This window comes from Roseitalea sp. MMSF_3546 (genome assembly GCF_030732865.1).
In the GTDB taxonomy this organism is placed as follows: Bacteria; Pseudomonadota; Alphaproteobacteria; order Rhizobiales; family Rhizobiaceae; genus Roseitalea.
The window spans coordinates 108,440-130,329 of record NZ_JASHKB010000010.1; the positions used below are offsets into that span (position 1 = coordinate 108,440).

A 21,890-nucleotide genomic window follows, 5' to 3' on the forward strand; every position below is an offset into this window, starting at 1 on the left:
CCGGAGACGACCTGCCATGACCGAACACGCCAGCACCACGCACCGCTCATCGACGGCCATCGTCCTCGACGAGCTCCAGCTCTACGGCTACCGCCCCTTCGCGGGCGAGCCCGATCCGCGCCCGCTGCCCGAGGCCGACGCTTTGCAGGGCGCGCTCGCTGACATCTTCGACGCCCTGATCGCCAGCTTGAGCGACACGCGGCTCGAACCCGATCTCGAAGATTTGCTCTGGTCGACCACCAACGTCTTCCACCGTATGGCCGCGCGCGTCGATCGCGAACTCGACACCAACGAGCAGGCGCAGAAGCGCTCGCAGCGCGAGCAGGACGGCTCCGAGGTCCGCTCGATCGAACTCGAGGAGCTGACAGCGGAGGGCATCACGCTCATCGAACGGCGCAACGCCTACGAGGGAATGCGCGACGTCGCAGCCGACCTCTTCGAGGCGCATCTCGGTACCGCTTGGCATCCGCATTCCGGCTCGCACACGAACCGGCGCAACCTGACCGCCTCGCTGATCGACAGCCGCGACTTCCTCGCCGCCAAGCGGAAGACCGAACTCGAACCGCTCCTGCCGACGGGCGCGAAGATCGCCTTCGCCGGCGGGACCGACTTCGCCGACCACAAAGCCGTCTGGGCCGCGCTCGACCGGGTGCATGCCAAGCACGCCGACATGGTGCTGCTGCATGGCGGGTCGCCCAAGGGCGCCGAGAAGATCGCCGCCTGCTGGGCCGACAACCGCAAATGCCCGCAGATCGTCTTCAAGCCCGACTGGAGGCGCCATGGAAAGGCCGCGCCGTTCAAGCGCAACGACCAGCTCTTGGACACCGTGCCGATCGGGCTGATCGTCTTCCCGGGCTCTGGCATCACCGACAATCTCGCCGACAAGGCGCGGGCGATGGGCGTGCCGCTCTACGACTTCCGCCCCCGCAAGACGGGTGCATCGTGACCCGCGATGCCTCCCACGCATCGCCCATGCGCGCGCCGGAGCATTCCGGCGCGCGATCACTTGCGCTATACTTCACCCGCGCCGTGGCGGTGGTGGAGGCGCGCCTCTTCGAAGGAGACCGCCCATGTTCGTATCCGCCATCTTGAGTGTCCTCGGCCTGGGCTTGATGGTCTATGTGCTGTTCGCGCTCGCCGTCTACGCGCTCCCGTTCTTCGTCGCCGTCACCGTCGGCATGCATGTCTACGACAGCGACGCTGGCGTCGCCGCCGCGTTCGTCTCAGCGTTTCTCGCGGGCGGCGCGACGCTCGTCGCGGGCCAAGTCGCGTTCGCGACGATAAAGTCCGTCCCCGTCAGGCTCGCCATCGGTGCGCTCGTCGCCGCGCCAGCAGGCATCGCCGGATATCACGCCATCAAGGGTCTCTCAGAGATCGGCGGTGCTGGCGAGACCTGGATACTCGTCTTCTCCTGGATCGGAGCAATCGTCGTCGGTGCCACGGCCTGCGCACGGATCGCCTCCCTCGCCGGGCCGGACGAAGACGCACCGGCGACAGCGCATGCATTCAGCGGCGGGCGCGCCGCCAACGACGGCTAATCTTGCGATTTAGCCGTTGCCGCAACGCAGCCAATGACGGCTGGGTTGTATTCCATCCGAAAACGAGCGGGTCCGGCGCTTTCTATTGGTCGCTATCGGGGTGTTGCCGATTGCTCAGATGGATCGCTTCCAGTCCTTCGGGATTCTCTTCCTCTGACGTGACCTGTTCTACGGGAAGCGGGTTAAGCACCGGCCATCGACTCTCTATGCCGAGTTCGGCTGTGATCGGGATATTTGAGGCCTTATCGAAAGCAGCGATGGACATCGATTGCCGCTCTGAGCCATCTCGCCGAAAGTAGAGGTAGGTTCCACAGAGCTTGCAGAAGCCGCGGAAAATACCTGCAGAACTTTCGAACTCGGAAGGAGCGCTTTTCGTCCATTTCAATGATTCGAGTGCGACACCCACGTGGGCAGCGAACGGCGCACCGACAGCTTTCTGACACATGCGGCAATGGCAAAAGTGACCGTTTTCCAGATCGGGCCCGGCCTGAAAACGGACAGCGCCGCACTGGCAGCCGCCGGACCAGGAATTCGCAGTCATGCCAGCTTCGCCCTCCGAGCAGATCTTGTGGTCCTCAATTGGAATAAACCCCAGTCCGGCGCACCCTCTACCGTGTTGCCTCTGCCAGCTTGCAGCAAGCGGTCGTTCGCGGCGACGGCAGTACAAGTGGAGGCGACCTCCCGTCTAACCGCTCTCGTCCAGCCGGACAAGGACGCACGCGCGACAGCGCGCGTGTTCGGCGGCGAGCGTGCAGCCGGTTGAGAGCATCTTGTGCCCTCTCTTCGTGTGCCGATCATCCATATCGATCATCGCCGGCAAGAAGGGTCTGGTCGACTCTCGACCCCCCCCGGTCGCCGATCCCCGTTCAGGTGTGGCCACGGATGAGCCGACTCCGGAAAGCGGCACGAAGTGTCGTTGATCAGGACAGCCGTTGTGCAGTGTCACTTCCTTTAGGCGACGATACATACCCGCCCGTCCGCACGCCGGGGCCTGTCTTCGCGCGACGCGCGCTGCCGGGATCTTGCCGGTGTCCATCGGTGGAGCTCAGGTCTTCTCCCATGCGCCCGTCACCCGCGTCCCACACGGCCTCTCAATGGGCTGATCTGGCCGGGGCCGGCTGCGCCTCGATCGCCTTGGCCGCAACGGCGGGTCCGGACTTTCTTCCCCTGGCCGAAGGCCATTCCTCGCGAGGCAAGAAAGACCGTCCCCGCCGTCCTCCGCTGCGCTGCGGGCCATGAATGGCTGCGTCGGCGGATCGCCCCGGCCTCTGCGATCGCCATCGAGGCCGCGATGGGCGCGGGCTCGAGAACTCAAAGGAGAACTGACATGGCCACCATCGGAACCTTCAAGAAGACCGGCAGCGAATACGTCGGCGAGATCGTCACCCTGAGCGTGCAGGCGAAGAACGTCCGCATCGTCCCCGAGGAGGGATCCACCAACGGCAACGCCCCGAGCCACCGCGTCTTCGTCGGCCGCGCCGAGATCGGTGCTGCCTGGTCCAAGCGCTCGAACGAGGGCCGCGACTATCTCAGCCTCAAGCTCGACGACCCGAGCTTCACCGCGCCGATCTACGCCAACCTCTTCGACGACACCGTTGTCGAGGGCGAGGAGAGCTACAGCCTCATCTGGTCCCGCCCCAGCCGCCGCAACGGCGACTGAGCCGCCGCCAAGCGCCCCGTCCGGAGACCCGGGCGGGGCGTTCCCATTTGAATGCCGGCGCAGCCCAGCGATCAGGAGCGTCGCCCAATACAGCCCTCGAATGTCAGATTCATGATGCTATATATTGACATTGTCAGCCTGTTGCCGTACATGGTTTGTGCAGGAGGCCGCCATGACCGATGGTCCGTTCAAGAATCTGAAGCTCGGGAAATGCTGGAAGCGGTTGGCTGAAGCCGTGCAAAACGACGCGGCATCGCCCGACGAATGCGGCGCCTTTGCGTCAGATGCACTGACCCGTCACCTCGTTACCAACGAACACGTCAAGGCGCTGCGGGAGATCGGCGCACATCTCGGTAGGGGCCAGCTTGAACTTGATCCTTTGGGGTCTATCGAAGCCATTTTTGATCGCTGTGAGAAGACGCCTTTCCTCGATGCGCTTCAGAAGGAGCTTTTGTATCGGGCGGCCAACGACGGGTCGCTCAGGGATGTCATTACGCCCGCACTCGATGCCGCCATCGATTCGCAGATCAACCAATCTCGGAACCGCTTTCACGAGGAATGCATCCGCGCTCGGGAAAACAACGAGATGAGCCACGAGGCAGCCGCTCGAGCGCGCGAAAAAGTTAATGCCGCCTTCGACGTCATGGACAGACAGAAGGTCCGCGACGCCCTTATTGAGGGTCGGAAGGACGCATTTGAGAAGGACGTCGGCAAAAGCGACGGTGTCGACGACGGGATGATCCGACTGTGAATACCCAGGTAAACAATCCCCAGCAGTACGGGCTGACTCTGCGCGTCGTCGAGTCTGGCCGGCGTCATGAGCAATGCCATTCCAATTCAGTGATCATCGCTGAAATCGGCCGGGAAATCACTTTCGTCCCGGATGCGCTGGACACGTATAACTACGACGGCTGGAAACCGATCCACCACGATCTGCTCGTCGTAAGCGCTGCCGTTGAATATGCGGATCGCCGCGCCGCAAGGCGAGTCAACCGATGGGCACGCGATTTCGACATCACGGTGCCTGTCGTCGAAGTAGCAAGGTGGCAACAGCCCGAGGTGCAAGCCAGCCTTCGGTCGGCGCTGCGACATCTGACCGGCGACGAGTGGCATTTCTCCTTTGTTCCCTGGCAGGGCGAAAGCATTCTCGGCGCGCGGCAGCGGTCGCTCCCATTTGGGACGGAGCGGAGCTTCGTGATCGCTTATAGCGACGGGCTGGATTCCCGCTGCGTCTCCAAGCTGTCGAGAAACGGGCGCGACGCTGTTTGCGTCCGCGTCACCAAACATCGCCATGCCCTGAAGGAGGGCGACGAGCCGTTCGACCAGATCCCCTTTCGTGTCGACGTCCCCTCCTCGCGGGAAAGCAGTGTGCGATCTCGTGGCTTCAAGTTTGCCGCCGTGACGGCAATTGCCGCCCAGCTGACGGGGCTGACCAGAATTGTCGTTCCCGAAAGCGGTCAGGGTGCACTCGGTCCGGTGCTCCTGCCGTTGCACAACGTCTATGCCGACTATCGCAATCATCCGACGTACTTCCGCAAGATGGAGCGGTTCATCGAGGCGTTGCTTGATCATCAAGTCCGTTATGACCAGCCGCGCCTTTGGAACACGAAGGGCGAAACGATTGCGGCCTTTCGACTCGCCACCAACAGGGCGGTCGGTGAGCTCTTCGAGACCCGTTCGTGCTGGCAGCAGCGCTGGAACGCGAAGATGGACGGCAAGCTTCGGCAGTGCGGTTTGTGCGCCGCCTGTCTGCTTCGCCGGATGAGCATGCATGCCGCCGGGATAGACGAGCCCAAAGGTACTTACGTGATCGCCGATCTGGCGGTGCCGTCGTTTCAGAATGCCCTTCCCGGCAGAAAGAAGGTGCGACTGAGCCGGTCGATGGCCGAGTACGGCAGCGTCGGGGCGCGGCACCTCCAGCGGTTGGCGGACCTGCCCGATACAGACTTGAAGGTTCATGCCTTCGAGATCGCACGCGCGACGGGGCAACCACAGGACGACGTCTTGGAGAAGCTCAGGAGCATGTTGCTGAGGCACGCGAAGGAATGGCGGGCGTTCGTGGCCGCCCAGGGAGAACAAAGCTTCCTCAGAAGCTGGACGAAGGGAGGGCGTAATGGCCGATCTGAATGAATTGAGCGCCCAGGAAATCGGTCGGCGCCTGCGTCTGGCGCGGGAAAATGCGGGTATTCGCCAGGATCAGGCGGCCGAGGTCATCGGTATGTCGCGCCCGACGCTCGTCTCCATCGAAAAGGGCACGCGGCGTGTCCGCATACAGGAGTTGCAGCTCCTTGCCCGGCACTACGGCGTTTCCGTCAACGCGCTTCTGCGTCGGGAAGCGGTCCATACCGATCTGGTGCCGCGGTTCCGCAAGATGCGCGAGACGGAGGACGACCACGCGCTGGAAGCCATCGAGCTTCTCAATGATCTGGTGAAGGCAGAGGTGGAACTCGAAAACGTCCTCGGCATCGAGCGGCGGCGGCATTATCCGCCGGAGAAAGGGATTAACGAGGGCGATGTTGTCGAGCTTGCCGAGAAGCATGCGCAAGAGCTTCGGGACTGGCTTGGTTTGGGCGGCGGTCCGATCGGCGACATTTTCTCGATCATCGAGTTCGATCTTGGCATCCGCCTGTACCAACGACGCCTCACCTCAAAATCAAAGGTGGCGGGCCTGTTCACGTATGATGACGCCGTAGGTGCCTGCATTCTTCTCAACGCCAATCACCCGCTGGAGCGGCGCGTTCAGTCCGCCGCCCATGAGATCGGGCATTTCGTCGGGACGCGCCGCGTGCCCGAGGTGCTGGAGGATGATGAGCAGTTCCTGTCGCGAGACGAACGGTATGCGAATGCCTTCGGCCGAGCCTTTGTAGCGCCACGCAAAAGCTTTTCGGAGAGCTTTAAACAGCTGACGGCTGGCGCGGACATGCTCACTCGTCGGCATGTGATCCTGCTGGCGCACCAATACAACATCTCCCGCGAGGCGTGCGTCCGCCGACTCGAAGAGCTGGGACTTCTGAAGAAAGGGACTTGGGAATGGCTCAAGACGAAGGGCGGAATCAAGGACTACCACGCCCGCGAAGTGCTCGGAGACGCCGCCGACCGGCTCGACATGGCCAAGGCCGATGCCGACCGACCAGTCTCCCATAGGATGAGCCTCATGGCGCATGCGGCATGGAAGCGTGGCATCATGTCGGAAGGGCAGTTGGCAGAGCTGCTGAGGATGCGCCGCGTGGAGTTGCGCGAGCTGATTGACCAGATCGAGCTTGAGGAAAACGTGACGGATGACCTTCTCAAGCTCCCTGGTTGATGACCCCAGACCGCTGGTGCTCGACACGAGCGTTCTGGTGAACCTGCATGCCTGCGCCCATGGCGAACGGGTGCTGTCGGCGATTCAGAACGAGATCGTGGTCGCCGACATCGTGGCCGGGGAACTGAAGCACGAGACGAGCCGGAGGAACGGAGAACACAGCTTCCTCCACGATCTGGTTTCGCGCGGCAAGGTCACCGTCGTCGGGATGACCGAGGCGGAGTACGAGCTGTTCGCCGTGCTCTCCGGCGGCCCCTCCTCTCTGGATGACGGCGAAGCGGCAACGATTGCCATCGCCGCCCATCGCTGCTTCCGCGCCGTCATCGATGAACGGAAGGGCCGCGCACGAGCTGCGGCTCTCATGAATGGTGAGCAACCCGCATGGTCCATCGACCTTCTGCGGCACCCGGAAATTGTGCTCAGACTCGGGGAGCAGCTAGCGGTAGAGACCATCTATCTGGCGCTACGGCATGGACGTATGCGGATCCCTTCGAACAGTGCCAATGACGTCGTGACTCTGATAGGGCGTAATCGCGCCCTTGAGTGCACCTGCTTACCAAACTTCAAAAGCCTGTCGCAAGAAGCGGCGGCGCTCGAACAGACGGAAGCGAAGGCAAACATGCGAGAACGCCGGCGCGATACGGATTAATCCGCGCCGTATCGCGTGGGTCGTTTTGCAAGAGTGGACACAATGTCGCTTACTTCTGCGAAGGTGCCTCCCGCGGCATCTCTTCGAGTAAAGCTGACGGCCTGACGCCGAGCTCGCGCGCGAGGCGCTCGAGCACGTCGATGCTGGCGGCGTACTGGCACCGCTCGATCGAGCTGATATAGGTCCGGTCGATGTCCGCCCTGTGGGCGAGCTCCTCCTGCGACAGGCCTCGTGCTTGCCGATATGTCCTTAGATTTCTGGCCAGTATGTCGCGGATCGTCATTCGCGCGAGGAACGGCCATTGTAGAGTATTTAACCACGGAGTATTCTCTACAATCGATGCAGACCTCCCGCTCGGAGAGGAGATGGCACGCGATCCGCGTCACCAGCTTTATGCTCACCCCTCGGGTCTCCGCAGTGGACGAAATTCCTTTGGAACCGTGGATCATGGTTACCAATCCGTTTATGACTCTCGGGAAGGACGGGGGACACCGACATGACCGATCTGCCGCAAGCGCCGCTCGCCGACGCGCCGCCCGCCGAGGATCGCGTCACCGTCTACGACCGCGATCACCTCAAACTCTACATGCGCCTGCTCGACGCCCATGCGGAAGGCGCACCGCTCCCCGAGATTGCGCGCATCCTGTTCGGCATCGACGCCGAGGCTGAGCCCGAGCGCGCGCGCCGCGTCCATGACAGTCATCTGGGGCGCGCCCGCTGGATGACCGAGCACGGCTATCGCGACCTTCTCAGGCGCGGCCTGCCCTGATGTAGTGCCGCGGTGATGCGCTCCGCGCATCGCCCGATGCCGCAGGGAGGTCTAGCCACGCGCAACCTGAAGCCGAAATTCAGTTCCGTCCGGCGCGCGCGAGCCGCGCCCTCGTCGGGGAGATCGGCCATGCCGCGCGACTGGCGTGAGGATCGGCATTACGACCATTTCGACACGCTCGGCCTGTCGGGCCTCGCCTGGGAGTGCCTGCGGAGGAACGAGAACTACTGCGCCGCCTGGCGGCGTGCGGACGGCGACACAAGCGTCGCAGACTGGGGGCTGCGATTTCCCGGTCGATCCGGAGCTCGACGCCCCCGAAGCGCCGGTCTTCTGGAATCCCGCAGACGCGCCGGCCATCACCCAACTCATCGCGCCGCTTCCGACCGACTTTCGGACCGCTCCGCCAGCTCGGCTCGTGCGGCCCGCGCAAACGCGCAGCGAAGCTGGCCTCAAATGGGCGCGACTCGATGATGGAAGCGTGCTCGTCGGCGCCGTCGATGATCGCGACGGCAAGCCCTTCGGCATCCTCCTGCCTCTCGACGACGACTGGCCGATCCGTCTGGCCGCCGCGGACGGTCTGCGCCGCGCGTTGATCGACCGAACGGCCGACCCGCCGCTGTCCTGCCAGCGCCGTGACCGGCTCAAGCGCGCGCTCAGATGTGTCGACGCCAGACGCGCCGGGGCGAGCTATCGCGAGGTGGCCGCGGTCTATTTCGGCGAGCGCCGCCTGAGCGCCGAACCCTGGAAGACCAGCTCGCTCAAGGCCCAGATCGTACGTCTGGCGGCCTATGGGCAGAGCATGATCGATCGCGGCTATCGCGATCTCCTGCGCCTCGCACCCCGCCGGCGGTAAGTCTCCCGGATTCCTCTCTTGCAACTACATAGGAGTCCTATTTATACTCGCTCCGAAAGGCGGAGCACCATGACGTCGCAAACACACATCGCGACCGGGCTGGCCAAGATCGGGCTGTTCCTGCGGGCCGAGAGCTGGCGGCAGGCCGACGCCGCCGCCCTGTCGCCGACCCAAGCGCAGATCCTCGCGCATCTGACCCGGCGCGGCCCGGCGCGCATCACCGCCCTCGCCGAAGCGCTCGGCGTCACCCAGCCGACGGCCAGCGACGCGGCCGGCGCGCTCATCCGAAAGGGCCATGTCGCCAGACATCCCGATCCGGATGATGCGCGGGCGTCGCTGCTCCATCCCACCGCGAGCGGTCGGCGCGCCGCCGCCGAGACGGCGGTCTGGCCCGACGCGCTGCTCGGCGCCATCGACACGCTGGACCCGGGCGAGCGGGCGGTGTTCCTCAAGGCCCTCGTCAAGATGATCCGCGAGCTGCAGGTCCGGGGCGCGATCCCCGTTCAGCGGATGTGCGCGACCTGTCGCTTCTTCCGGCCCAACGCCCATGACGATCCGGCCGCACCCCATCATTGTGCCTTCGTGGACGCCGCTTTCGGAGACGCGAGCCTGCGCCTCGATTGCGGCGAGCATGAACCGGCCGACGCATCCGAGACCGACGCCGTGTGGCGAACGTTTATCGGCGCGCCGGTCGGACTAGCGGACACCCCGCCCCCGGCAACGGGCGAGGCGTCCTGATGTCTGAGCCCGCCTCACATGAAAGACAGGAGACACTTATACCATGACACAGAAGGCCATCTTCTACCACGCCGGCTGCCCGGTCTGCGTCGCCGCCGAGAACAAGATCACCGAGATCCTCGACCGCAGACGCGTCGATCTGGAAATCGTCCATCTCGGCGATGCCCCGGACCGGATCGATGAGGCCGAAGCCGCCGGCGTCAAATCCGTGCCCGCCCTCGTCGTCGATGGCGCGGCGCTACACATCAATCACGGCGCCGACCTCTCGGCGCTGCGCTGACGGGCCGGGTATGGTTCCGAAGCCCGCCCCGGCGCTTTACGCGGCTCGGTGGCTCAACGCCGCCGAGCCGCTCAGCCTCGACCGGCTGCGCGGCCGCGTCGTACTCATCGAGGCCTTCCAGATGCTGTGCCCGGGCTGCGTCAGCCACGGCCTTCCGCAGGCCCAGCGCGTGCGCGAGACCTTTCGGGAGGCAGACGTCGCGGTGATCGGCCTGCACAGCGTCTTCGAACATCACGACGCCCAGACCCCGGTCGCGCTCGCAGCCTTCCTGCACGAATACCGCATCAGCTTTCCCGTCGCGGTCGATGAACCGGGCGAGGATCGCGGCCTGCCGCGCACCATGGCCGCCTATGGAATGCAGGGCACGCCGACCCTCGTGCTGATCGACCGGCAGGGGCGCCGCCGCGCGCAGCATTTCGGTCACATTCCCGATCTGCGACTCGGCGCCGAGATCATGGCGCTGATCGCCGAGCGCGAAGACAGAAGCATGGCGCCGGAACCCGCTGCCGATGCCGCCGCTCCGGCCTGTGACGAGGCCGGTTGCATCGCTCCAGAACCGCAAGGAGACCGCCCCGCATGAAGTCCGCAATCGCCATCCGTCATGTTGGTTTCGAGGACCTCGGCGCCTTTGCGCCCGCGCTCCGCTCGGCTGGTTATCAGGTCCATTATTGGGACATCGGCGAGCAGGAGCTCTGGACGGTGGACCCGGTGAAAACCGACCTTCTGATCGTGCTCGGCGGCCCGATCGGCGCCTATGATAACGAGGCCTATCCCTTCCTCGCCGAGGAGATCGCCATCCTCGAACAGCGCCTCGCCGCCAACCGGCCGACGCTCGGCATCTGTCTCGGTGCCCAGCTGATCGCCCGGGCGGCGGGCGCGCGGGTCTACCCCGGCCGCGCGAAGGAGATCGGTTTTGCGCCCATCAGACTGACGCAGGCCGGACAGTCCTCCTGTCTCACGCCCTTCGCGGACGAACCGATGACGCTGCACTGGCATGGCGACACGTTCGACCTGCCGGCCGGCGCCGAACGGCTCGCCTCCACCGATCTGTGCGAGAACCAGGCCTTCACGATGGGGCCGAACATTGTCGGCTTCCAGTTCCACCCGGAAGCCTCCGCGAAGGGCTTTGAGAAATGGCTCGTCGGCCACGCGGCCGAACTCGCCGCCGCGCGGATCGACGTGCCGCGCCTGCGCGCGGACGCACAGAGATACGGCGCGGAGCTCGAACGCAAGGCGCAGGCGGTACTCTCCAACTGGCTCGGCGGGCTCCAGGTCTGACCCAATGGGCGCGACACCGGTCAGTCATGGCGGCTTCCCCGCAGCGCGCAGCGCCGAGGACATCGCGCGCAATCTCGCCGCCGTGCGGGCGCGCATTGCGGCTGCCTGCGCGCGTGCCGGGCGCGACCCGGCGGAGGTTCGGCTGCTGCCGGTCTCCAAGACTGTCGAAGAAGCCCGCATCCGCATGGCGCATGCGGCGGGGCTCTCCGAGTTCGGCGAGAACAAGGTGCAGGAGGCGCGCGAAAAGGCCGAGGCGATGGCCGATCTTCCCATCGCCTGGTCGGTGATCGGCCATCTGCAAACCAACAAGGCGAAGTACGTCGCCCGCTTCGCCGCCGAGTTCCAGGCGCTCGACAGCCTGAGAGTGGCCGAAGCGCTTGACCGCCGCCTTGAGATCGAGGGCCGCGCGCTCGACGTTTTCGTGCAGATCAACAGCTCGGGCGAGGCCTCCAAATACGGCCTCGCGCCTGAGAACGCGCCCGCCTTCCTGCGCGAACTCCCCGCCTTCACCGCACTGAAAGTGCGCGGACTGATGACGCTCGCTGTGTTCTCCGCAGACGCGGCGCGCGTGCGCGCCTGCTTCCGGCTGATGCGCGATCTGCGCGAGCGGCTGCGCAATGAGGCGCCGGATGGCGTCACGCTCGATGACCTCTCCATGGGCATGTCGGGCGATTACGAGATCGCCATCGAGGAAGGCGCGACCGTCGTGCGGGTTGGCCAGGCGATCTTCGGCGCCCGTCCGCTGCCCGACAGCCATTACTGGCCGGGCGGCGCGCCATGAGCGGAGCCGCGATCGTTTCGATCCAGTCGCAGCTCGTCTACGGCTGCGCGGGCAACAATGCCGCCGTGCCGCTGCTGCAGCGACTCGGCGCGACGGTGCACGCTGTCCCGACCACGCTCCTGTCGAACACGCCGCATTATCCCACCATCGCCGGCGGGCCGCTCGATCCCCTTCTCGTCGAGGCGCTTCTGGACCGGCTGCTCGACCGCGTTCCGCCCACCGCGATCGAAGCCATCCTCGCGGGCTACATCGCGAGCCCCGGCGCCGCTGCGGCCGCCGCGCGGTTCATCGACCGCGTCAGGACCGCCCATGCAGGCGTCCTCGTCCTGTGCGATCCGGTCATGGGCGATGCCGACACCGGCCTCTATGTCGACGAAGCGGTCGCAGCCGCGATCGCTGCGGATCTCGTGCCGCGCGCGGACATCCTGACGCCGAACCTGTTCGAGGCGCGGCGCCTGACCGGCCTGGCCGACGGGAAGCCGGACGCGGTTCTCGAACGCCTCCTGACATGCCGCGCCCGCATCGCCGCGATCACCGGGATCGATTCCATCGATGGATTCGTCACGACGCTCGTCGGCAACGGCAAGGGGCGCTGGCGGGTGCGCACGCCGAAGCTCGCCCTGCGCCCGACCGGCACCGGTGATGTCTTCTCCGCGGCGTTCCTGCACGCTTTGCTGCACGGCGCCGACACGCCCGCCGCGCTCGAACGCGGCGTCGAGACCGTGTTCGGCCTGATGGAAACCGCGCACAGGACCGGCGCCCGGGAGCTCGATCCGGGAGGGATCGCGCCGCGTCCGGCAAACGCACCGGTGCGCTTCGCGGCTGCGCCTGCCAGCGAGGACAGCGATCGCGGTTCCTCCCTCTGAGCCCCGCCGCGCGGGGGTGACGATTTCGCCGCGCGCAATTCGTCATCCCTCCCGGCCTCCCTCATCCGCTTGTCTGACCTCCGACAGCCGGCCGCCTTCCGCGGCGCGGCGCAAGCACCGGAGGCGCTACCCATGCCCGATCCCAATGCCGGCCTACCGCCGCGCTATCTGAGAACCCCCGAAGCCGCCCGCTTCCTCGGCCTGTCCGGCCGGACGCTGGAGAAGCACCGCACCTACGGCACCGGCCCGCGCTATTCCAAGATCGGCGGACGCGTCGTCTACGCCATCGAGGATCTGCAGGCCTGGGTCGGCCGCGGCGAGAAGACCTCGACCTCGGACGACACCGGCGACACCGTGCTGCCCGCCAAGCGCCATGCGGCGATCTCGCCGGCCTATGCCGACAAGAGCCGGTCATGAGCGCGCGCACGACTGTCGATCTCCTGTGGATCGAGGGCCGGATCGAACGCTGGATCCGCTTCGGCCGGATCGTCCAGGAGACCATTCGAAGCCGCTCCGAAAGCACCGTCGGCTTCGAGCCGGGCAGTGTCTTTGCGTTCGTTCGCTGGTCATCGAATGACTACGGCACCGTCGAAAGCCGGATCGACATCCTGCGCGTCGTCCACCCCGGCGAGCGCTGTTCGACGGTCCCGCATGTCACCCCCGGCGGCGAGATGCTGCTGCGGATCTCCGGCTGGCCGAAGGTCGAAGCGGCGCTGCTTGCCATCGATCAGGTCGAGGCGCTCGGGCTCGCGCCGGAGGATGTCTGTCCCGACCATTGGCGGCACGTCCACAACCGCCTGACCACCGGTCTTAGCCCCCGCGCCTACACCGACCTGCGGCACGAAGCCTGGCTCAAGCGGCGCGCGGTGACGGCATGATCCGCGCACGAAAGACCCTGCTCGCAATGGGCGCTGCGCTCGCGTTGATCGGCGCGTCCGCCGTCGTGCGGAGCGACCCTGTCCTCGTCTGGAACGCGTCGACCAGCGTGCCGGTCGGCTTCTACGCGATCACCCCGATCGCGCGTCCGGACATCGGCGATCTCGTCGCCGTGCGTCCGCCCGAACCGCTTGGCCGTTGGCTGGTCGAGAACGGCTATCTCGGCCCGAACGCGCCGATTCTGAAGCGCGTCGCCGCGCTGCCGGGAAGCGAGGTCTGCCGCGAGGGCACGACGATCATCATCGATGGCCAAGCCGTCGCCGAGGCGCAACTGCGCGATCGGCTTAACCGCCCGCTGCCAGGATGGCGGGGCTGCCGGAAGCTCCGCGATGGCGAGGTCTTCCTGCTCAATGTCGACCATCCGGCGAGCCTCGACGGGCGGTATTTCGGGCCGCTTGACGCCGACACCATCATCGGTCGGGCGACGCTGATCTGGACGCGGGAGGGCTGAGCGATGCGCACCCTGCCGCCTTCCGGCCGTCGCCTTATTGTCGCCCCCGCTACCCGCCTCGCGGTCGCGGCGCTGCTGCTCGCCGCCGCGCCGACCGCGCTCGCAGAGCCATCCGACCGCACACCGGCTGACCAGCGAGCCACCGTCCGAGCAACTGCCCTCGACGGTTTCATCGCCGAAGCCTCGACGCGGTTCGGCATATCCGAGCGCTGGATCCGGGCCGTGATGCAGGCCGAAAGTGCGGGCGATCCGCGCGCGGTCAGCCGAGCCGGGGCAATGGGTCTGATGCAGATCATGCCGGCGACCTGGGCCGAGCTGCGCACGCGCCATGGCCTTGGCGCGAACGTGTTCGACCCGCGCGACAACATCCTCGCTGGCACAGCATACCTGCGCGAGATGTATGACCGCTTCGGCTCGCCGGGCTTCCTCGCGGCCTACAATGCGGGACCGGCCCGATACGCCGAGCACCTCGCGACCGGACGTCCGCTGCCGCGCGAGACAAGGGCCTATATGGCGGCGCTCACGCCGCTGATCAGCGGCTCATCCGCAGCGCCGCTGCAGGTAGAAGCGCCGGTGCTGACCGCAGACTGGCGCGCCGCAGCGCTGTTCGTTGCGCGGCTCGACCCGCGCTCGGGCGGCAATGCGGGTGCCGAAGGGGCAGCCGCGGAACCAACGCCACGTCGCGCCCGGAATGCCGACGCGCCGCCTTCAATTGCCAACCCGAACGGCCTGTTCGTGCGCTCAGGCGCGGGGGAATCGCGATGAAGGGCCTGTTCGCAGTTCGGCGCGTGCTGTCGTGCTTTCTCGCAGTCCCGGAAGGAGTGCGGCGGACGGACCGTGGAACAATTGCGGGAGTGCCGCCGTATTCGGCGGGGACTTGCGCGATGCGCCGGCTGTTGCAGAAGCGCCCGCGGACGCGTTGTTTCCTTGCGATCATATCGCTGCGCCCGCAGCGTCCTGTGCACCCAAACGCAAGCGCAGGAGACAAGCGATGAGCACCTTTGCAGGACTGGACGTATCGATCGACGAGACGGCGATCTGCGTCGTCGACGAGCATGGCGAGGTGCTGTGCCGGGCGTCGGTGGCGACCGACCCGGCGGCGATTGTGGAGGTGCTCGCGCCCTGGATGGCGAGCTTGAAGCGGGTCGGCCATGAAGCGGGCAGTCTGTCGCCCTGGCTGCAGCCCGAGCTGGTCGCGGCCGGGCTTCCGGCGGTGTGCCTGGAGACGCGGCACGTGCGCGCCTCGATGGGCGCCCAGCGCAACAAGACCGACGCCGCGGACGCACTCGGGATCGCGCATCTGATGCGCACCGGCTGGTTCCGCCAGGCGCATATCAAAACCGAAGCGGCTTACCGGGTGCGGCTCCTGCTGACCCAGCGCCGCAACCTCAAGCGCAAGTTCCTCGACCTCGAGAACACCATCCGCCACTCGCTGAAGGCGTTCGGCATACGGCTCGGCAAGGTCGGCCGCGGCGGCATGGAGAAGGCAGTGCGCGAGGCGGTCGCGGGCGATCCGATGATCGCCGGGCTGATGGACTGCATGCTGCGTGCGCGCCATGCGCTGTGGATCGAGTATCTCACGCTGCACAAGCTGGCGACGCAGCTGGCGATGCGCGACGAACTATGCCGGCGGCTGATGACGATCCCGGGGGTCGGCCCGATCACCGCGCTCAGCTTCACCAGCGCGATCGAGGATCCCTCGCGCTTCCGCCGCTCGCGCGATGTCGCCGCGTACTTCGGCCTGACCTCGAAGCGATGGCAGTCCGGCAGTTCGATCGACGTCAAGGGCCGCATCAGCAAGGCGGGCGATCCCGACGTGCGGCGCGCGCTCTACGAGGCCGCCTCGGCGCTGCTGACACGGTTCAAGGGAACCGATCTCATCAAGAGCTGGGGGCTGAAGCTGGCGAAGAGCAAATGCCATGCAAAGGCGCGCGTGGCGGTCGCCCGCAAGCTCGCCGTGGTGATGCATGCGATGTGGCGGGACGGCACGTTCTACGTCGGCGATCCGTCAGCCGAACAGCCCGACGTCGACGCCTGGAACGCTGCGAAAGTGCAGCGGCTGTGCAAGGCGCAATCATGAAGTTGAACGGTCAACACGCGCATCGGCTGCACGCCGGACGCGCTTGAGGAGGTCCGCTCAGGCGGATGAGAGATGGTACAGACCAGGAAAACGGGAAGCACGATATCTTGCCTGCGGCCGGTCCCTCGATGGAGGGATCAGGACCGCGCACGAGTGCCTGTGATGCTGCCCCGTAAATCCGATAGCGACATGCGCCGCGACGGTTCGCGCGCTGCCCCAGTGCAGCCAAACCCCCCCGTCGATGAGCGCGGAAGAGTGCACGGCGTACCTGATCTCGACGACTTGGCGGGACTTCGCATTATAGCGTCGAATAGCGTGCCACTTACTGCTATGAAGGAGAAATGGCGATGGCGAAGACTTGCAGAAAATCGACACCGAATAAGAGGGCGAGATAAAAGCCCGCGCGCCAACCGGCGCTACGGTGTTGTTGTTGTTGATGTTTTTGCCTGCCTCGCGAGGGGCCGCAGTGCCGTCCACACCGCTTATGTCCTGCTTTTACGGCACTTTTGCCGTGCCGCCCATCTTCAACGGGGGCGGACTGCATGAGCAATCGCGACGACGACCTCCGCATCAGACCGGGGCGCATTCGTGACCGCGGCGCCCGCGGCCAGAAGGCCAAGAGCTTCGTCGGCCAGGTTATGCGCGCGGCGAAGAAGGCGGGGCACACCGGCCATCGCTTCAACGGCGCGAAGCATCATGGCCGCGGCAATTCACGCTTCGGCCGCGGCCACTTTGTCAATGCAACTCGAGGGCTTTCCCGCACCGGGCGGCGCGTCGTCATCAAGGCGCGGATCGTCCGCCATCGCGGCGCCCGCTACCGCTCCGCGCCGCTCGCCAAACACATCGCTTATCTGAAGCGCGACGGCGTCACCCGCGACGGCCGGGATGCGGCGATGTTCGATCGGGACGGCGACGCGGCCGATGAGCGGGCGTTCGCGTCGGCTTGCGAGGACGATCGGCATCATTTCCGCTTCATCATCTCGCCCGAGGACGCCGGATCGATGCAGGACGTGCGCGCATTCACGCGTGACCTCATGGACCAAGCCGAACGCGACCTTGGAACCGGGCTTGACTGGATCGCCGTCGATCACTGGAACACCGACAATCCGCACATCCATGTTCTGGTGCGCGGCAAGGCGGACGACGGCAAAGACCTCGTCATCTCGCGCGACTATATCAGCCGCGGCTTTCGCGCCCGCGCCGAAGAACTGGTGACGCTGGAGCTCGGGCCGCGCAGCGAGCGCGAGATCGCCGCCGGTCTCGACGCCGAGGTGACGGCCGAACGCTGGACAGGCCTCGACAAAGCGCTGCGTAGCCTTGCTGACGACAATGCGGGCGTCGCAGACCTGCGCCCCGGCTCGCCCGAACCGCAAGACCCCGATCTGCGTCGGCGCCTGATCGGCCGCGCGCAGACGCTCGAACGGCTCGGCGTCGTCGAGAAGCTCGCCCCGGCGGTCTGGACGATGAAGCCCGGCGCCGAGCAGACGCTGCGCGATCTCGCGACGCGCGGCGACATCATCAAGACCATGCACCGCGCGATGGGAAGCGGCGCCGAGCGGCCGCTCGCCGACTTCGCCATCCAGGCCGACCCGGCCGAACCGATCCTCGGACGGCTGGTCGATCGCGGCCTGCATGACGAGCTGAAGGGCGAGGCCTACGCCGTCATCGACGGCGTCGATGGCCGCGTCCATCACTTGCGCTTTTCCGATCTCGACATGACGGGGGATACGCCGGTCGGCGGGATCGTCGAGTCGCGGAGTTGGAGATCGCGCGAAGGCGACCGTCCGCGCCTCTCTTTGGTCGGCCGGTCCGACATTACGCTGGACGCGCAGGTGTCGGCCGACGGCGCGACCTGGCTCGACCGGCTGCAGCTCGCACGCGAGCGCGCCCCGCTCAGCCAAGGCGGCTTCGGCGCTGAGGTGTCCGTCGCCCTCGAACGGCGGATCGATCATCTGGAGACGGAGGGCCTCGCCACACGACAGGGCGGCCGCGTCAGCTTCTCCCGCGATCTTTTGAAGACGCTGCGCGAGCGAGACCTCGCGGCCGCCGCCGCGAAGCTGGAATCCGAGACGGGATTGAAGCGCCAGAAGAGCGGCGACGGCGAGACGGTCACCGGCGTCTATCGCCAGCGCCTCGATCTCGCCTCGGCCCGCTTCGCCATGCTCGACAACGGATTGGGTTTCGAACTCGTCCCCTGGAAGCCGCAACTCGAAAAACATCTCGGCCAGAGCGTGACCGGCACGATGACCCCGGGCGGCGGCGTCGACTGGTCGCTCGGCCGCAAGCGCGGCCTGACGCTTTGAGCCGCTGACCGGAGAAAACGCCCATGACGAAACGCAACGTCCAATCCCCGGCCACCAAGATCCTCTGGGGCCAGATATTGATCGTCAGCCTGGTCGCACTGCTCTTCGTCTGGGCTGCGACGCAGTGGACCGCCTGGCGGCTCGGCTTCCAGCCCGAACTCGGCGAGCCCTGGTTCTCGGTCTTCGGCTGGCCGGTCTATATCCCGCCCGCCTTCTTCTGGTGGTGGTACTGGTACGACGCCTATGCGCCGCGGGTCTTCGTCGAGGGCGCGATCATCGCCGGCGCCGGCGGCATCATGTCGATCGTCGTCGCCATCTTCCTGTCCGTGCTGCGCGCGCGGGAGGCCTCGGACGTCACCACCTACGGCTCGGCGCGCTGGGCCGAGACGAAGGACGTGGAGGCGGCCGGTCTGCTCGACCCTGACGGCGTGGTGCTCGGTCGGTTTGACCGAAACTATCTCCGGCATGACGGTCCCGAGCACGTGCTCTGCTTCGCCCCCACACGATCCGGCAAGGGCGTCGGGCTGGTCGTGCCGTCGCTTCTGACCTGGCCGGGGTCTGCGATCGTCCACGACATCAAAGGTGAGAACTGGCAGCTCACCGCCGGCTGGCGATCCCGCTTCAGCCGGGTACTTTTGTTCGATCCGACCAACCCGGAGAGCGCCGCCTACAATCCGTTGCTCGAAGTCCGGCGCGGCGACAGCGAAGTGCGCGACGTCCAGAACGTCGCCGACATCCTGGTCGATCCCGAAGGTCTGCTCGAACGCCGGAACCATTGGGAAAAGACCAGTCATGCGCTCCTGGTCGGCGCGATCCTCCACGTCCTCTACGCCGAGTCCGACAAGACGCTTGCCGGCGTCGCCGCCTTCCTCTCCGATCCGCGCCGCCCGATCGAGGCGACCCTGACGGCGATGATGAAGACGCCGCATCTGGGCGACCGGCCGCATCCGGTCGTCGCCCAGGCGGCGCGTGAGCTTCTCAACAAGTCGGAAAACGAACGCTCCGGCGTGCTCTCGACCGCCATGAGCTTTCTCGGCCTCTATCGCGATCCCGTCGTCGCCAAGGTGACCAGCCGCTGCGACTGGCGCATCCGCGACCTGATCGAAGGCGACAGACCGGCGACGCTCTATCTCGTCGTGCCGCCGTCGGACATCAGCCGGACCAAGCCGCTCGTGCGCCTCGTCCTCAACCAGATCGGCCGCAGACTGACCGAAAACCTACACGCCAAATGCCGCCACCGGTTGCTTCTGATGCTCGACGAGTTTCCCGCGCTCGGCCGCCTGGACTTCTTCGAGAGCCAGCTCGCCTTCATGGCCGGGTACGGATTGAAGGCGTTCCTGATCGCCCAGTCGCTCAACCAGATCGAGAAGGCCTACGGCCAGAACAACGCGATCCTCGACAACTGCCATGTGCGCGTCGCCTTCGCCACCAACGACGAACGCACGGCCAAGCGCGTGTCGGACGCACTGGGTACGGCGACCGAGATGCGGGCGATGAAGAATTACGCCGGACACCGGCTCAGCCCTTGGCTCGGTCATCTCATGGTCTCACGTCAGGAGACCGCGCGGCCGCTTCTGACGCCGGGCGAGATCATGCAGCTCCCGCCCCACGAGGAGTTGGTGCTTGTCTCCGGCGCGCCGCCGATCCGGGCCCAGAAAGCGCGCTATTTCAAAGACCCGCAATTGCAGGCCCGTATTCTGCCGCCGCCGGCCTGTCGCGGAGTTGCCGGGATGGGCTTTACGGCCAACGAAGATGACTGGTCGTTTGCATCGCCAATCGCTCCGAGCCCTGCCGCTTCAACGAGTGAGGGGGCAGATGACGATGGCGGCATTCGGCGCGAGCCCGAAATTCCTGAGCACGAGGACATCGCGCCGGAACGTCCGGCGCCTGCGCGTGAGGAGTTCGCCTCGCTCGATGACGAACCCGATGACGAGGCCCAGCGCGCGAAGCAACTCCAGGACCGCTTTCGCGGCGTGGCGCGTCAGGCGTCGCTCGATCCGGAAGACGGCATTGAGCTTTGAGAGGGACCGGGATGAAGAAGGACCGCCTCAACGTCTATTTCGATCCCACGCTGACGGCCGAGCTGGAGAGTCTCGCGGCGCGGCGCAAGGTGTCGAAGTCGCAGATCGTCGAAGCCGCGCTCGCCTCCTACCTCTCGCCTGACGGCGCGGATCAGCGCGAAGCCGCCATCGTCCGCCGACTCGACCGGCACACCCGCGCCATCGAACGCCTGGAACGCGACGTCACCATCTCCACTGAAGCTGTCGCGCTGTTCGTCAAGTTCTGGCTCACCACCACGCCGCCGCTGCCCGATACGATGCGCGACGCCGCCCAAGCCAAGGGCCGTGAGCGCTATGAGGGGTTCGTTGAGGCGCTCGGCCGGCGGTTGGCGAGGGGCGGGACGCTGGTGAAGGAGGTATCGGAGGAAGTTGAGCCCGGAAAAGGCTGACCAGCTTCTTTGGTTCTCCCTCTGACCATGCGTCGGGTCGATGTCGAACGCAGTTCTGATGTGCGGAGTAACTGTTCTCAATGCCTTGCCTCTGGCAGACCGAGTGCGATCTTCTCCCATGCCTCGGCAACCGTCTCGAGGGTTTCCGCACTTACGGCGCGCAGATCGCGCGGATAGTCGACGCCCTCGGCTTCGGATGCCTTTACCGCATGGAATTGTCCGTTGCTGGCGCGGAGCACCCAGGCGCTGGCGCGGCAGTCTTCCGACACAAGAAAGACCGCGCCCGGCGCGACAGCATCGGGACGGAGCTCGTCGGGCTCGCCGTCGACGCTCCACATCCGCGTCTTCGCGACCGGTGAAATGGCGTTGGCGAGGATACCGTGAGGTTCGCCCTCGCTCGCGAGCACGTTTGTAATGCCGACGATCGCCATCTTCGACGCGGCGTAGGCGGCAAGCCCCTTTTGCACATGTTCGGGATAGAGCGCCCGGTCCGAGGTTGTGAGGAGGATGCGTCCGTAGCCACGGCTCTTCATGTATGGCCAGGCAGCCTGCGCCAGCCATAGCGGCGTTTCCACGCCGAGGGCGGTCATCCGGGCGAGAAAGTCCGGCTGGAGTTCCTCGATTTCCTGATAGCCGACCCAACCGGCATTGTGAATGAGGATGTCCAGGCGTCCATAGGCCGATACGGCTTCCTCGATAAGCGCCCGGCAGCCTTCCCGGCTGTCGATCGGACCGCTCGCCGCGCGAACATCGTAGCCCTGTGCATGCAGTCGCGCGGCGGCCGCTTCGGCGACAGAGGCATCAAGGGACCTCCCGTCCTTGTCGGCGCCGACATCGTGAAGAACGACGCCCGCGCCGCGCCGGGCGAGGAGTTCGGCATAGGCATAGCCCAAGCCACGTCCGGCTCCGGTCATGACGGCGACGCGGTTCTCGAAATTGATCATTGTTCGTCTCC

At 66.0% G+C, this 21,890-nt stretch carries 26 protein-coding genes and 1 pseudogene; 24 read left to right on the forward strand and 3 right to left on the reverse strand.

Annotated elements, in window-relative coordinates:
• Positions 1-16: 16 nt before the first annotated feature.
• On the forward strand, positions 17-946 hold the full coding sequence (locus tag RBB34_RS10240; RefSeq protein WP_306119122.1) for a DUF2493 domain-containing protein: 930 nt from the start codon (positions 17-19) through the stop codon (positions 944-946).
• A gap of 124 nt (positions 947-1,070) precedes the next feature.
• Complete coding sequence (locus RBB34_RS10245; protein ID WP_306119123.1) at positions 1,071-1,538, forward strand: hypothetical protein; 468 nt, start codon at positions 1,071-1,073, stop codon at positions 1,536-1,538.
• Between the two features lie 82 nt (positions 1,539-1,620).
• On the opposite strand, the gene RBB34_RS10250 is transcribed toward RBB34_RS10245, so the two are convergent.
• The gene (locus tag RBB34_RS10250; protein WP_306119124.1) at positions 1,621-2,079 is read right to left on the reverse strand and encodes a GFA family protein; all 459 of its coding nucleotides are present in this window, start codon (positions 2,077-2,079) and stop codon (positions 1,621-1,623) included.
• Positions 2,080-2,865: 786 nt separating this feature from the next.
• Here RBB34_RS10250 and RBB34_RS10255 point away from each other — a divergent pair.
• From RBB34_RS10255 to RBB34_RS10275, 5 genes are all read left to right on the forward strand, one after another.
• A complete protein-coding gene (locus tag RBB34_RS10255) occupies positions 2,866-3,198 on the forward strand; it encodes a DUF736 domain-containing protein (protein ID WP_306119125.1) in 333 nt (110 codons plus the stop codon).
• A gap of 172 nt (positions 3,199-3,370) precedes the next feature.
• A complete protein-coding gene (locus RBB34_RS10260) occupies positions 3,371-3,949 on the forward strand; it encodes a hypothetical protein (RefSeq protein WP_306119126.1) in 579 nt (192 codons plus the stop codon).
• The gene (locus RBB34_RS10265) at positions 3,946-5,328 is read left to right on the forward strand and encodes a 7-cyano-7-deazaguanine synthase (protein ID WP_306119127.1); all 1,383 of its coding nucleotides are present in this window, start codon (positions 3,946-3,948) and stop codon (positions 5,326-5,328) included. The genes RBB34_RS10260 and RBB34_RS10265 overlap by 4 nt, the downstream gene beginning before the upstream one ends.
• The gene (locus RBB34_RS10270; protein WP_306119128.1) at positions 5,312-6,502 is read left to right on the forward strand and encodes an XRE family transcriptional regulator; all 1,191 of its coding nucleotides are present in this window, start codon (positions 5,312-5,314) and stop codon (positions 6,500-6,502) included. The genes RBB34_RS10265 and RBB34_RS10270 overlap by 17 nt, the downstream gene beginning before the upstream one ends.
• A complete protein-coding gene (locus RBB34_RS10275; protein WP_306119129.1) occupies positions 6,477-7,151 on the forward strand; it encodes a DNA-binding protein in 675 nt (224 codons plus the stop codon). The genes RBB34_RS10270 and RBB34_RS10275 overlap by 26 nt, the downstream gene beginning before the upstream one ends.
• A 49-nt stretch (positions 7,152-7,200) precedes the next feature.
• Here RBB34_RS10275 and RBB34_RS10280 read toward each other — a convergent pair whose 3' ends face one another.
• Positions 7,201-7,434, reverse strand: a complete 234-nt coding sequence (locus RBB34_RS10280) for a helix-turn-helix transcriptional regulator (RefSeq protein WP_306119130.1) — start codon at positions 7,432-7,434, stop codon at positions 7,201-7,203.
• A 213-nt stretch (positions 7,435-7,647) separates the two neighbouring features.
• Between RBB34_RS10280 and RBB34_RS10285 the strand changes: the two genes are divergently transcribed.
• From RBB34_RS10285 to RBB34_RS10365, 17 genes and pseudogenes are all read left to right on the forward strand, one after another.
• Positions 7,648-7,920 (forward strand): DUF2285 domain-containing protein, encoded by a 273-nt coding sequence (locus RBB34_RS10285; RefSeq protein ID WP_306119131.1) that lies wholly within the window; start codon positions 7,648-7,650, stop codon positions 7,918-7,920.
• A gap of 129 nt (positions 7,921-8,049) precedes the next feature.
• A pseudogene (locus RBB34_RS10290) lies at positions 8,050-8,154 on the forward strand (DUF6499 domain-containing protein); the annotation flags it as partial.
• A gap of 10 nt (positions 8,155-8,164) precedes the next feature.
• Complete coding sequence (locus RBB34_RS10295; RefSeq protein WP_306119132.1) at positions 8,165-8,773, forward strand: DUF2285 domain-containing protein; 609 nt, start codon at positions 8,165-8,167, stop codon at positions 8,771-8,773.
• Between the two features lie 69 nt (positions 8,774-8,842).
• Entirely contained in the window at positions 8,843-9,511 is a 669-nt protein-coding gene (locus RBB34_RS10300) for a MarR family winged helix-turn-helix transcriptional regulator (RefSeq protein WP_306119133.1), read from the forward strand.
• Between the two features lie 43 nt (positions 9,512-9,554).
• Positions 9,555-9,791: a thioredoxin family protein gene (locus RBB34_RS10305; protein ID WP_306119134.1), complete on the forward strand. Its 237-nt coding sequence runs from the start codon at positions 9,555-9,557 to the stop codon at positions 9,789-9,791.
• A 10-nt stretch (positions 9,792-9,801) separates the two neighbouring features.
• Positions 9,802-10,371: a redoxin domain-containing protein gene (locus RBB34_RS10310; protein ID WP_306119159.1), complete on the forward strand. Its 570-nt coding sequence runs from the start codon at positions 9,802-9,804 to the stop codon at positions 10,369-10,371.
• Entirely contained in the window at positions 10,368-11,069 is a 702-nt protein-coding gene (locus RBB34_RS10315) for a glutamine amidotransferase (RefSeq protein ID WP_306119135.1), read from the forward strand. The genes RBB34_RS10310 and RBB34_RS10315 overlap by 4 nt, the downstream gene beginning before the upstream one ends.
• Positions 11,070-11,073: 4 nt before the next feature.
• A complete protein-coding gene (locus RBB34_RS10320; protein WP_306119136.1) occupies positions 11,074-11,850 on the forward strand; it encodes a YggS family pyridoxal phosphate-dependent enzyme in 777 nt (258 codons plus the stop codon).
• Positions 11,847-12,716, forward strand: coding sequence for a pyridoxal kinase (gene pdxY / locus RBB34_RS10325; protein ID WP_306119137.1), 870 nt, complete (start codon positions 11,847-11,849; stop codon positions 12,714-12,716). The genes RBB34_RS10320 and pdxY overlap by 4 nt, the downstream gene beginning before the upstream one ends.
• Positions 12,717-12,848: 132 nt before the next feature.
• Positions 12,849-13,133, forward strand: coding sequence for a helix-turn-helix domain-containing protein (locus RBB34_RS10330; protein WP_306119138.1), 285 nt, complete (start codon positions 12,849-12,851; stop codon positions 13,131-13,133).
• On the forward strand, positions 13,130-13,594 hold the full coding sequence (locus tag RBB34_RS10335; protein ID WP_306119139.1) for a DUF2840 domain-containing protein: 465 nt from the start codon (positions 13,130-13,132) through the stop codon (positions 13,592-13,594). The genes RBB34_RS10330 and RBB34_RS10335 overlap by 4 nt, the downstream gene beginning before the upstream one ends.
• Positions 13,591-14,103, forward strand: coding sequence for a S26 family signal peptidase (locus RBB34_RS10340; protein WP_306119140.1), 513 nt, complete (start codon positions 13,591-13,593; stop codon positions 14,101-14,103). Before RBB34_RS10335 ends, RBB34_RS10340 begins: the two co-directional genes overlap by 4 nt.
• A gap of 3 nt (positions 14,104-14,106) precedes the next feature.
• Complete coding sequence (locus RBB34_RS10345) at positions 14,107-14,868, forward strand: lytic transglycosylase domain-containing protein (RefSeq protein WP_306119141.1); 762 nt, start codon at positions 14,107-14,109, stop codon at positions 14,866-14,868.
• A gap of 226 nt (positions 14,869-15,094) precedes the next feature.
• On the forward strand, positions 15,095-16,183 hold the full coding sequence (locus RBB34_RS10350) for an IS110 family transposase (RefSeq protein ID WP_306119160.1): 1,089 nt from the start codon (positions 15,095-15,097) through the stop codon (positions 16,181-16,183).
• Positions 16,184-16,725: 542 nt separating this feature from the next.
• Positions 16,726-18,486: a DUF3363 domain-containing protein gene (locus RBB34_RS10355; RefSeq protein ID WP_306119142.1), complete on the forward strand. Its 1,761-nt coding sequence runs from the start codon at positions 16,726-16,728 to the stop codon at positions 18,484-18,486.
• Positions 18,487-18,509: 23 nt separating this feature from the next.
• Complete coding sequence (locus RBB34_RS10360) at positions 18,510-20,507, forward strand: conjugal transfer protein TraG (RefSeq protein WP_306119143.1); 1,998 nt, start codon at positions 18,510-18,512, stop codon at positions 20,505-20,507.
• Between the two features lie 11 nt (positions 20,508-20,518).
• Positions 20,519-20,935 (forward strand): CopG family transcriptional regulator, encoded by a 417-nt coding sequence (locus RBB34_RS10365; protein ID WP_306119144.1) that lies wholly within the window; start codon positions 20,519-20,521, stop codon positions 20,933-20,935.
• Positions 20,936-21,012: 77 nt separating this feature from the next.
• On the opposite strand, the gene RBB34_RS10370 is transcribed toward RBB34_RS10365, so the two are convergent.
• Positions 21,013-21,879, reverse strand: a complete 867-nt coding sequence (locus RBB34_RS10370; RefSeq protein WP_306119145.1) for an SDR family NAD(P)-dependent oxidoreductase — start codon at positions 21,877-21,879, stop codon at positions 21,013-21,015.
• Positions 21,880-21,890 lie beyond the last annotated feature (11 nt).

What these genes read in the sequence shown, in the direction of transcription:
- RBB34_RS10250 (WP_306119124.1), bottom strand. Translation starts at nt 2,079, where the DNA reads ATGACTGCGAATTCCTGGTCCGGCGGCTGCCAGTGCGGCGCTGTCCGT.
- RBB34_RS10365 (WP_306119144.1), top strand. Translation starts at nt 20,519, where the DNA reads ATGAAGAAGGACCGCCTCAACGTCTATTTCGATCCCACGCTGACGGCC.
- RBB34_RS10245 (WP_306119123.1), top strand. Translation starts at nt 1,071, where the DNA reads ATGTTCGTATCCGCCATCTTGAGTGTCCTCGGCCTGGGCTTGATGGTC.
- RBB34_RS10355 (WP_306119142.1), top strand. Translation starts at nt 16,726, where the DNA reads ATGAGCAATCGCGACGACGACCTCCGCATCAGACCGGGGCGCATTCGT.
- RBB34_RS10345 (WP_306119141.1), top strand. Translation starts at nt 14,107, where the DNA reads ATGCGCACCCTGCCGCCTTCCGGCCGTCGCCTTATTGTCGCCCCCGCT.
- RBB34_RS10280 (WP_306119130.1), bottom strand. Translation starts at nt 7,434, where the DNA reads ATGACGATCCGCGACATACTGGCCAGAAATCTAAGGACATATCGGCAA.
- RBB34_RS10300 (WP_306119133.1), top strand. Translation starts at nt 8,843, where the DNA reads ATGACGTCGCAAACACACATCGCGACCGGGCTGGCCAAGATCGGGCTG.
- RBB34_RS10360 (WP_306119143.1), top strand. Translation starts at nt 18,510, where the DNA reads ATGACGAAACGCAACGTCCAATCCCCGGCCACCAAGATCCTCTGGGGC.
- RBB34_RS10240 (WP_306119122.1), top strand. Translation starts at nt 17, where the DNA reads ATGACCGAACACGCCAGCACCACGCACCGCTCATCGACGGCCATCGTC.
- RBB34_RS10320 (WP_306119136.1), top strand. Translation starts at nt 11,074, where the DNA reads ATGGGCGCGACACCGGTCAGTCATGGCGGCTTCCCCGCAGCGCGCAGC.
- RBB34_RS10260 (WP_306119126.1), top strand. Translation starts at nt 3,371, where the DNA reads ATGACCGATGGTCCGTTCAAGAATCTGAAGCTCGGGAAATGCTGGAAG.
- pdxY (WP_306119137.1), top strand. Translation starts at nt 11,847, where the DNA reads ATGAGCGGAGCCGCGATCGTTTCGATCCAGTCGCAGCTCGTCTACGGC.
- RBB34_RS10285 (WP_306119131.1), top strand. Translation starts at nt 7,648, where the DNA reads ATGACCGATCTGCCGCAAGCGCCGCTCGCCGACGCGCCGCCCGCCGAG.
- RBB34_RS10350 (WP_306119160.1), top strand. Translation starts at nt 15,095, where the DNA reads ATGAGCACCTTTGCAGGACTGGACGTATCGATCGACGAGACGGCGATC.
- RBB34_RS10310 (WP_306119159.1), top strand. Translation starts at nt 9,802, where the DNA reads ATGGTTCCGAAGCCCGCCCCGGCGCTTTACGCGGCTCGGTGGCTCAAC.
- RBB34_RS10335 (WP_306119139.1), top strand. Translation starts at nt 13,130, where the DNA reads ATGAGCGCGCGCACGACTGTCGATCTCCTGTGGATCGAGGGCCGGATC.
- RBB34_RS10255 (WP_306119125.1), top strand. Translation starts at nt 2,866, where the DNA reads ATGGCCACCATCGGAACCTTCAAGAAGACCGGCAGCGAATACGTCGGC.
- RBB34_RS10305 (WP_306119134.1), top strand. Translation starts at nt 9,555, where the DNA reads ATGACACAGAAGGCCATCTTCTACCACGCCGGCTGCCCGGTCTGCGTC.
- RBB34_RS10315 (WP_306119135.1), top strand. Translation starts at nt 10,368, where the DNA reads ATGAAGTCCGCAATCGCCATCCGTCATGTTGGTTTCGAGGACCTCGGC.
- RBB34_RS10370 (WP_306119145.1), bottom strand. Translation starts at nt 21,879, where the DNA reads ATGATCAATTTCGAGAACCGCGTCGCCGTCATGACCGGAGCCGGACGT.
- RBB34_RS10330 (WP_306119138.1), top strand. Translation starts at nt 12,849, where the DNA reads ATGCCCGATCCCAATGCCGGCCTACCGCCGCGCTATCTGAGAACCCCC.
- RBB34_RS10340 (WP_306119140.1), top strand. Translation starts at nt 13,591, where the DNA reads ATGATCCGCGCACGAAAGACCCTGCTCGCAATGGGCGCTGCGCTCGCG.
- RBB34_RS10270 (WP_306119128.1), top strand. Translation starts at nt 5,312, where the DNA reads ATGGCCGATCTGAATGAATTGAGCGCCCAGGAAATCGGTCGGCGCCTG.
- RBB34_RS10275 (WP_306119129.1), top strand. Translation starts at nt 6,477, where the DNA reads ATGACCTTCTCAAGCTCCCTGGTTGATGACCCCAGACCGCTGGTGCTC.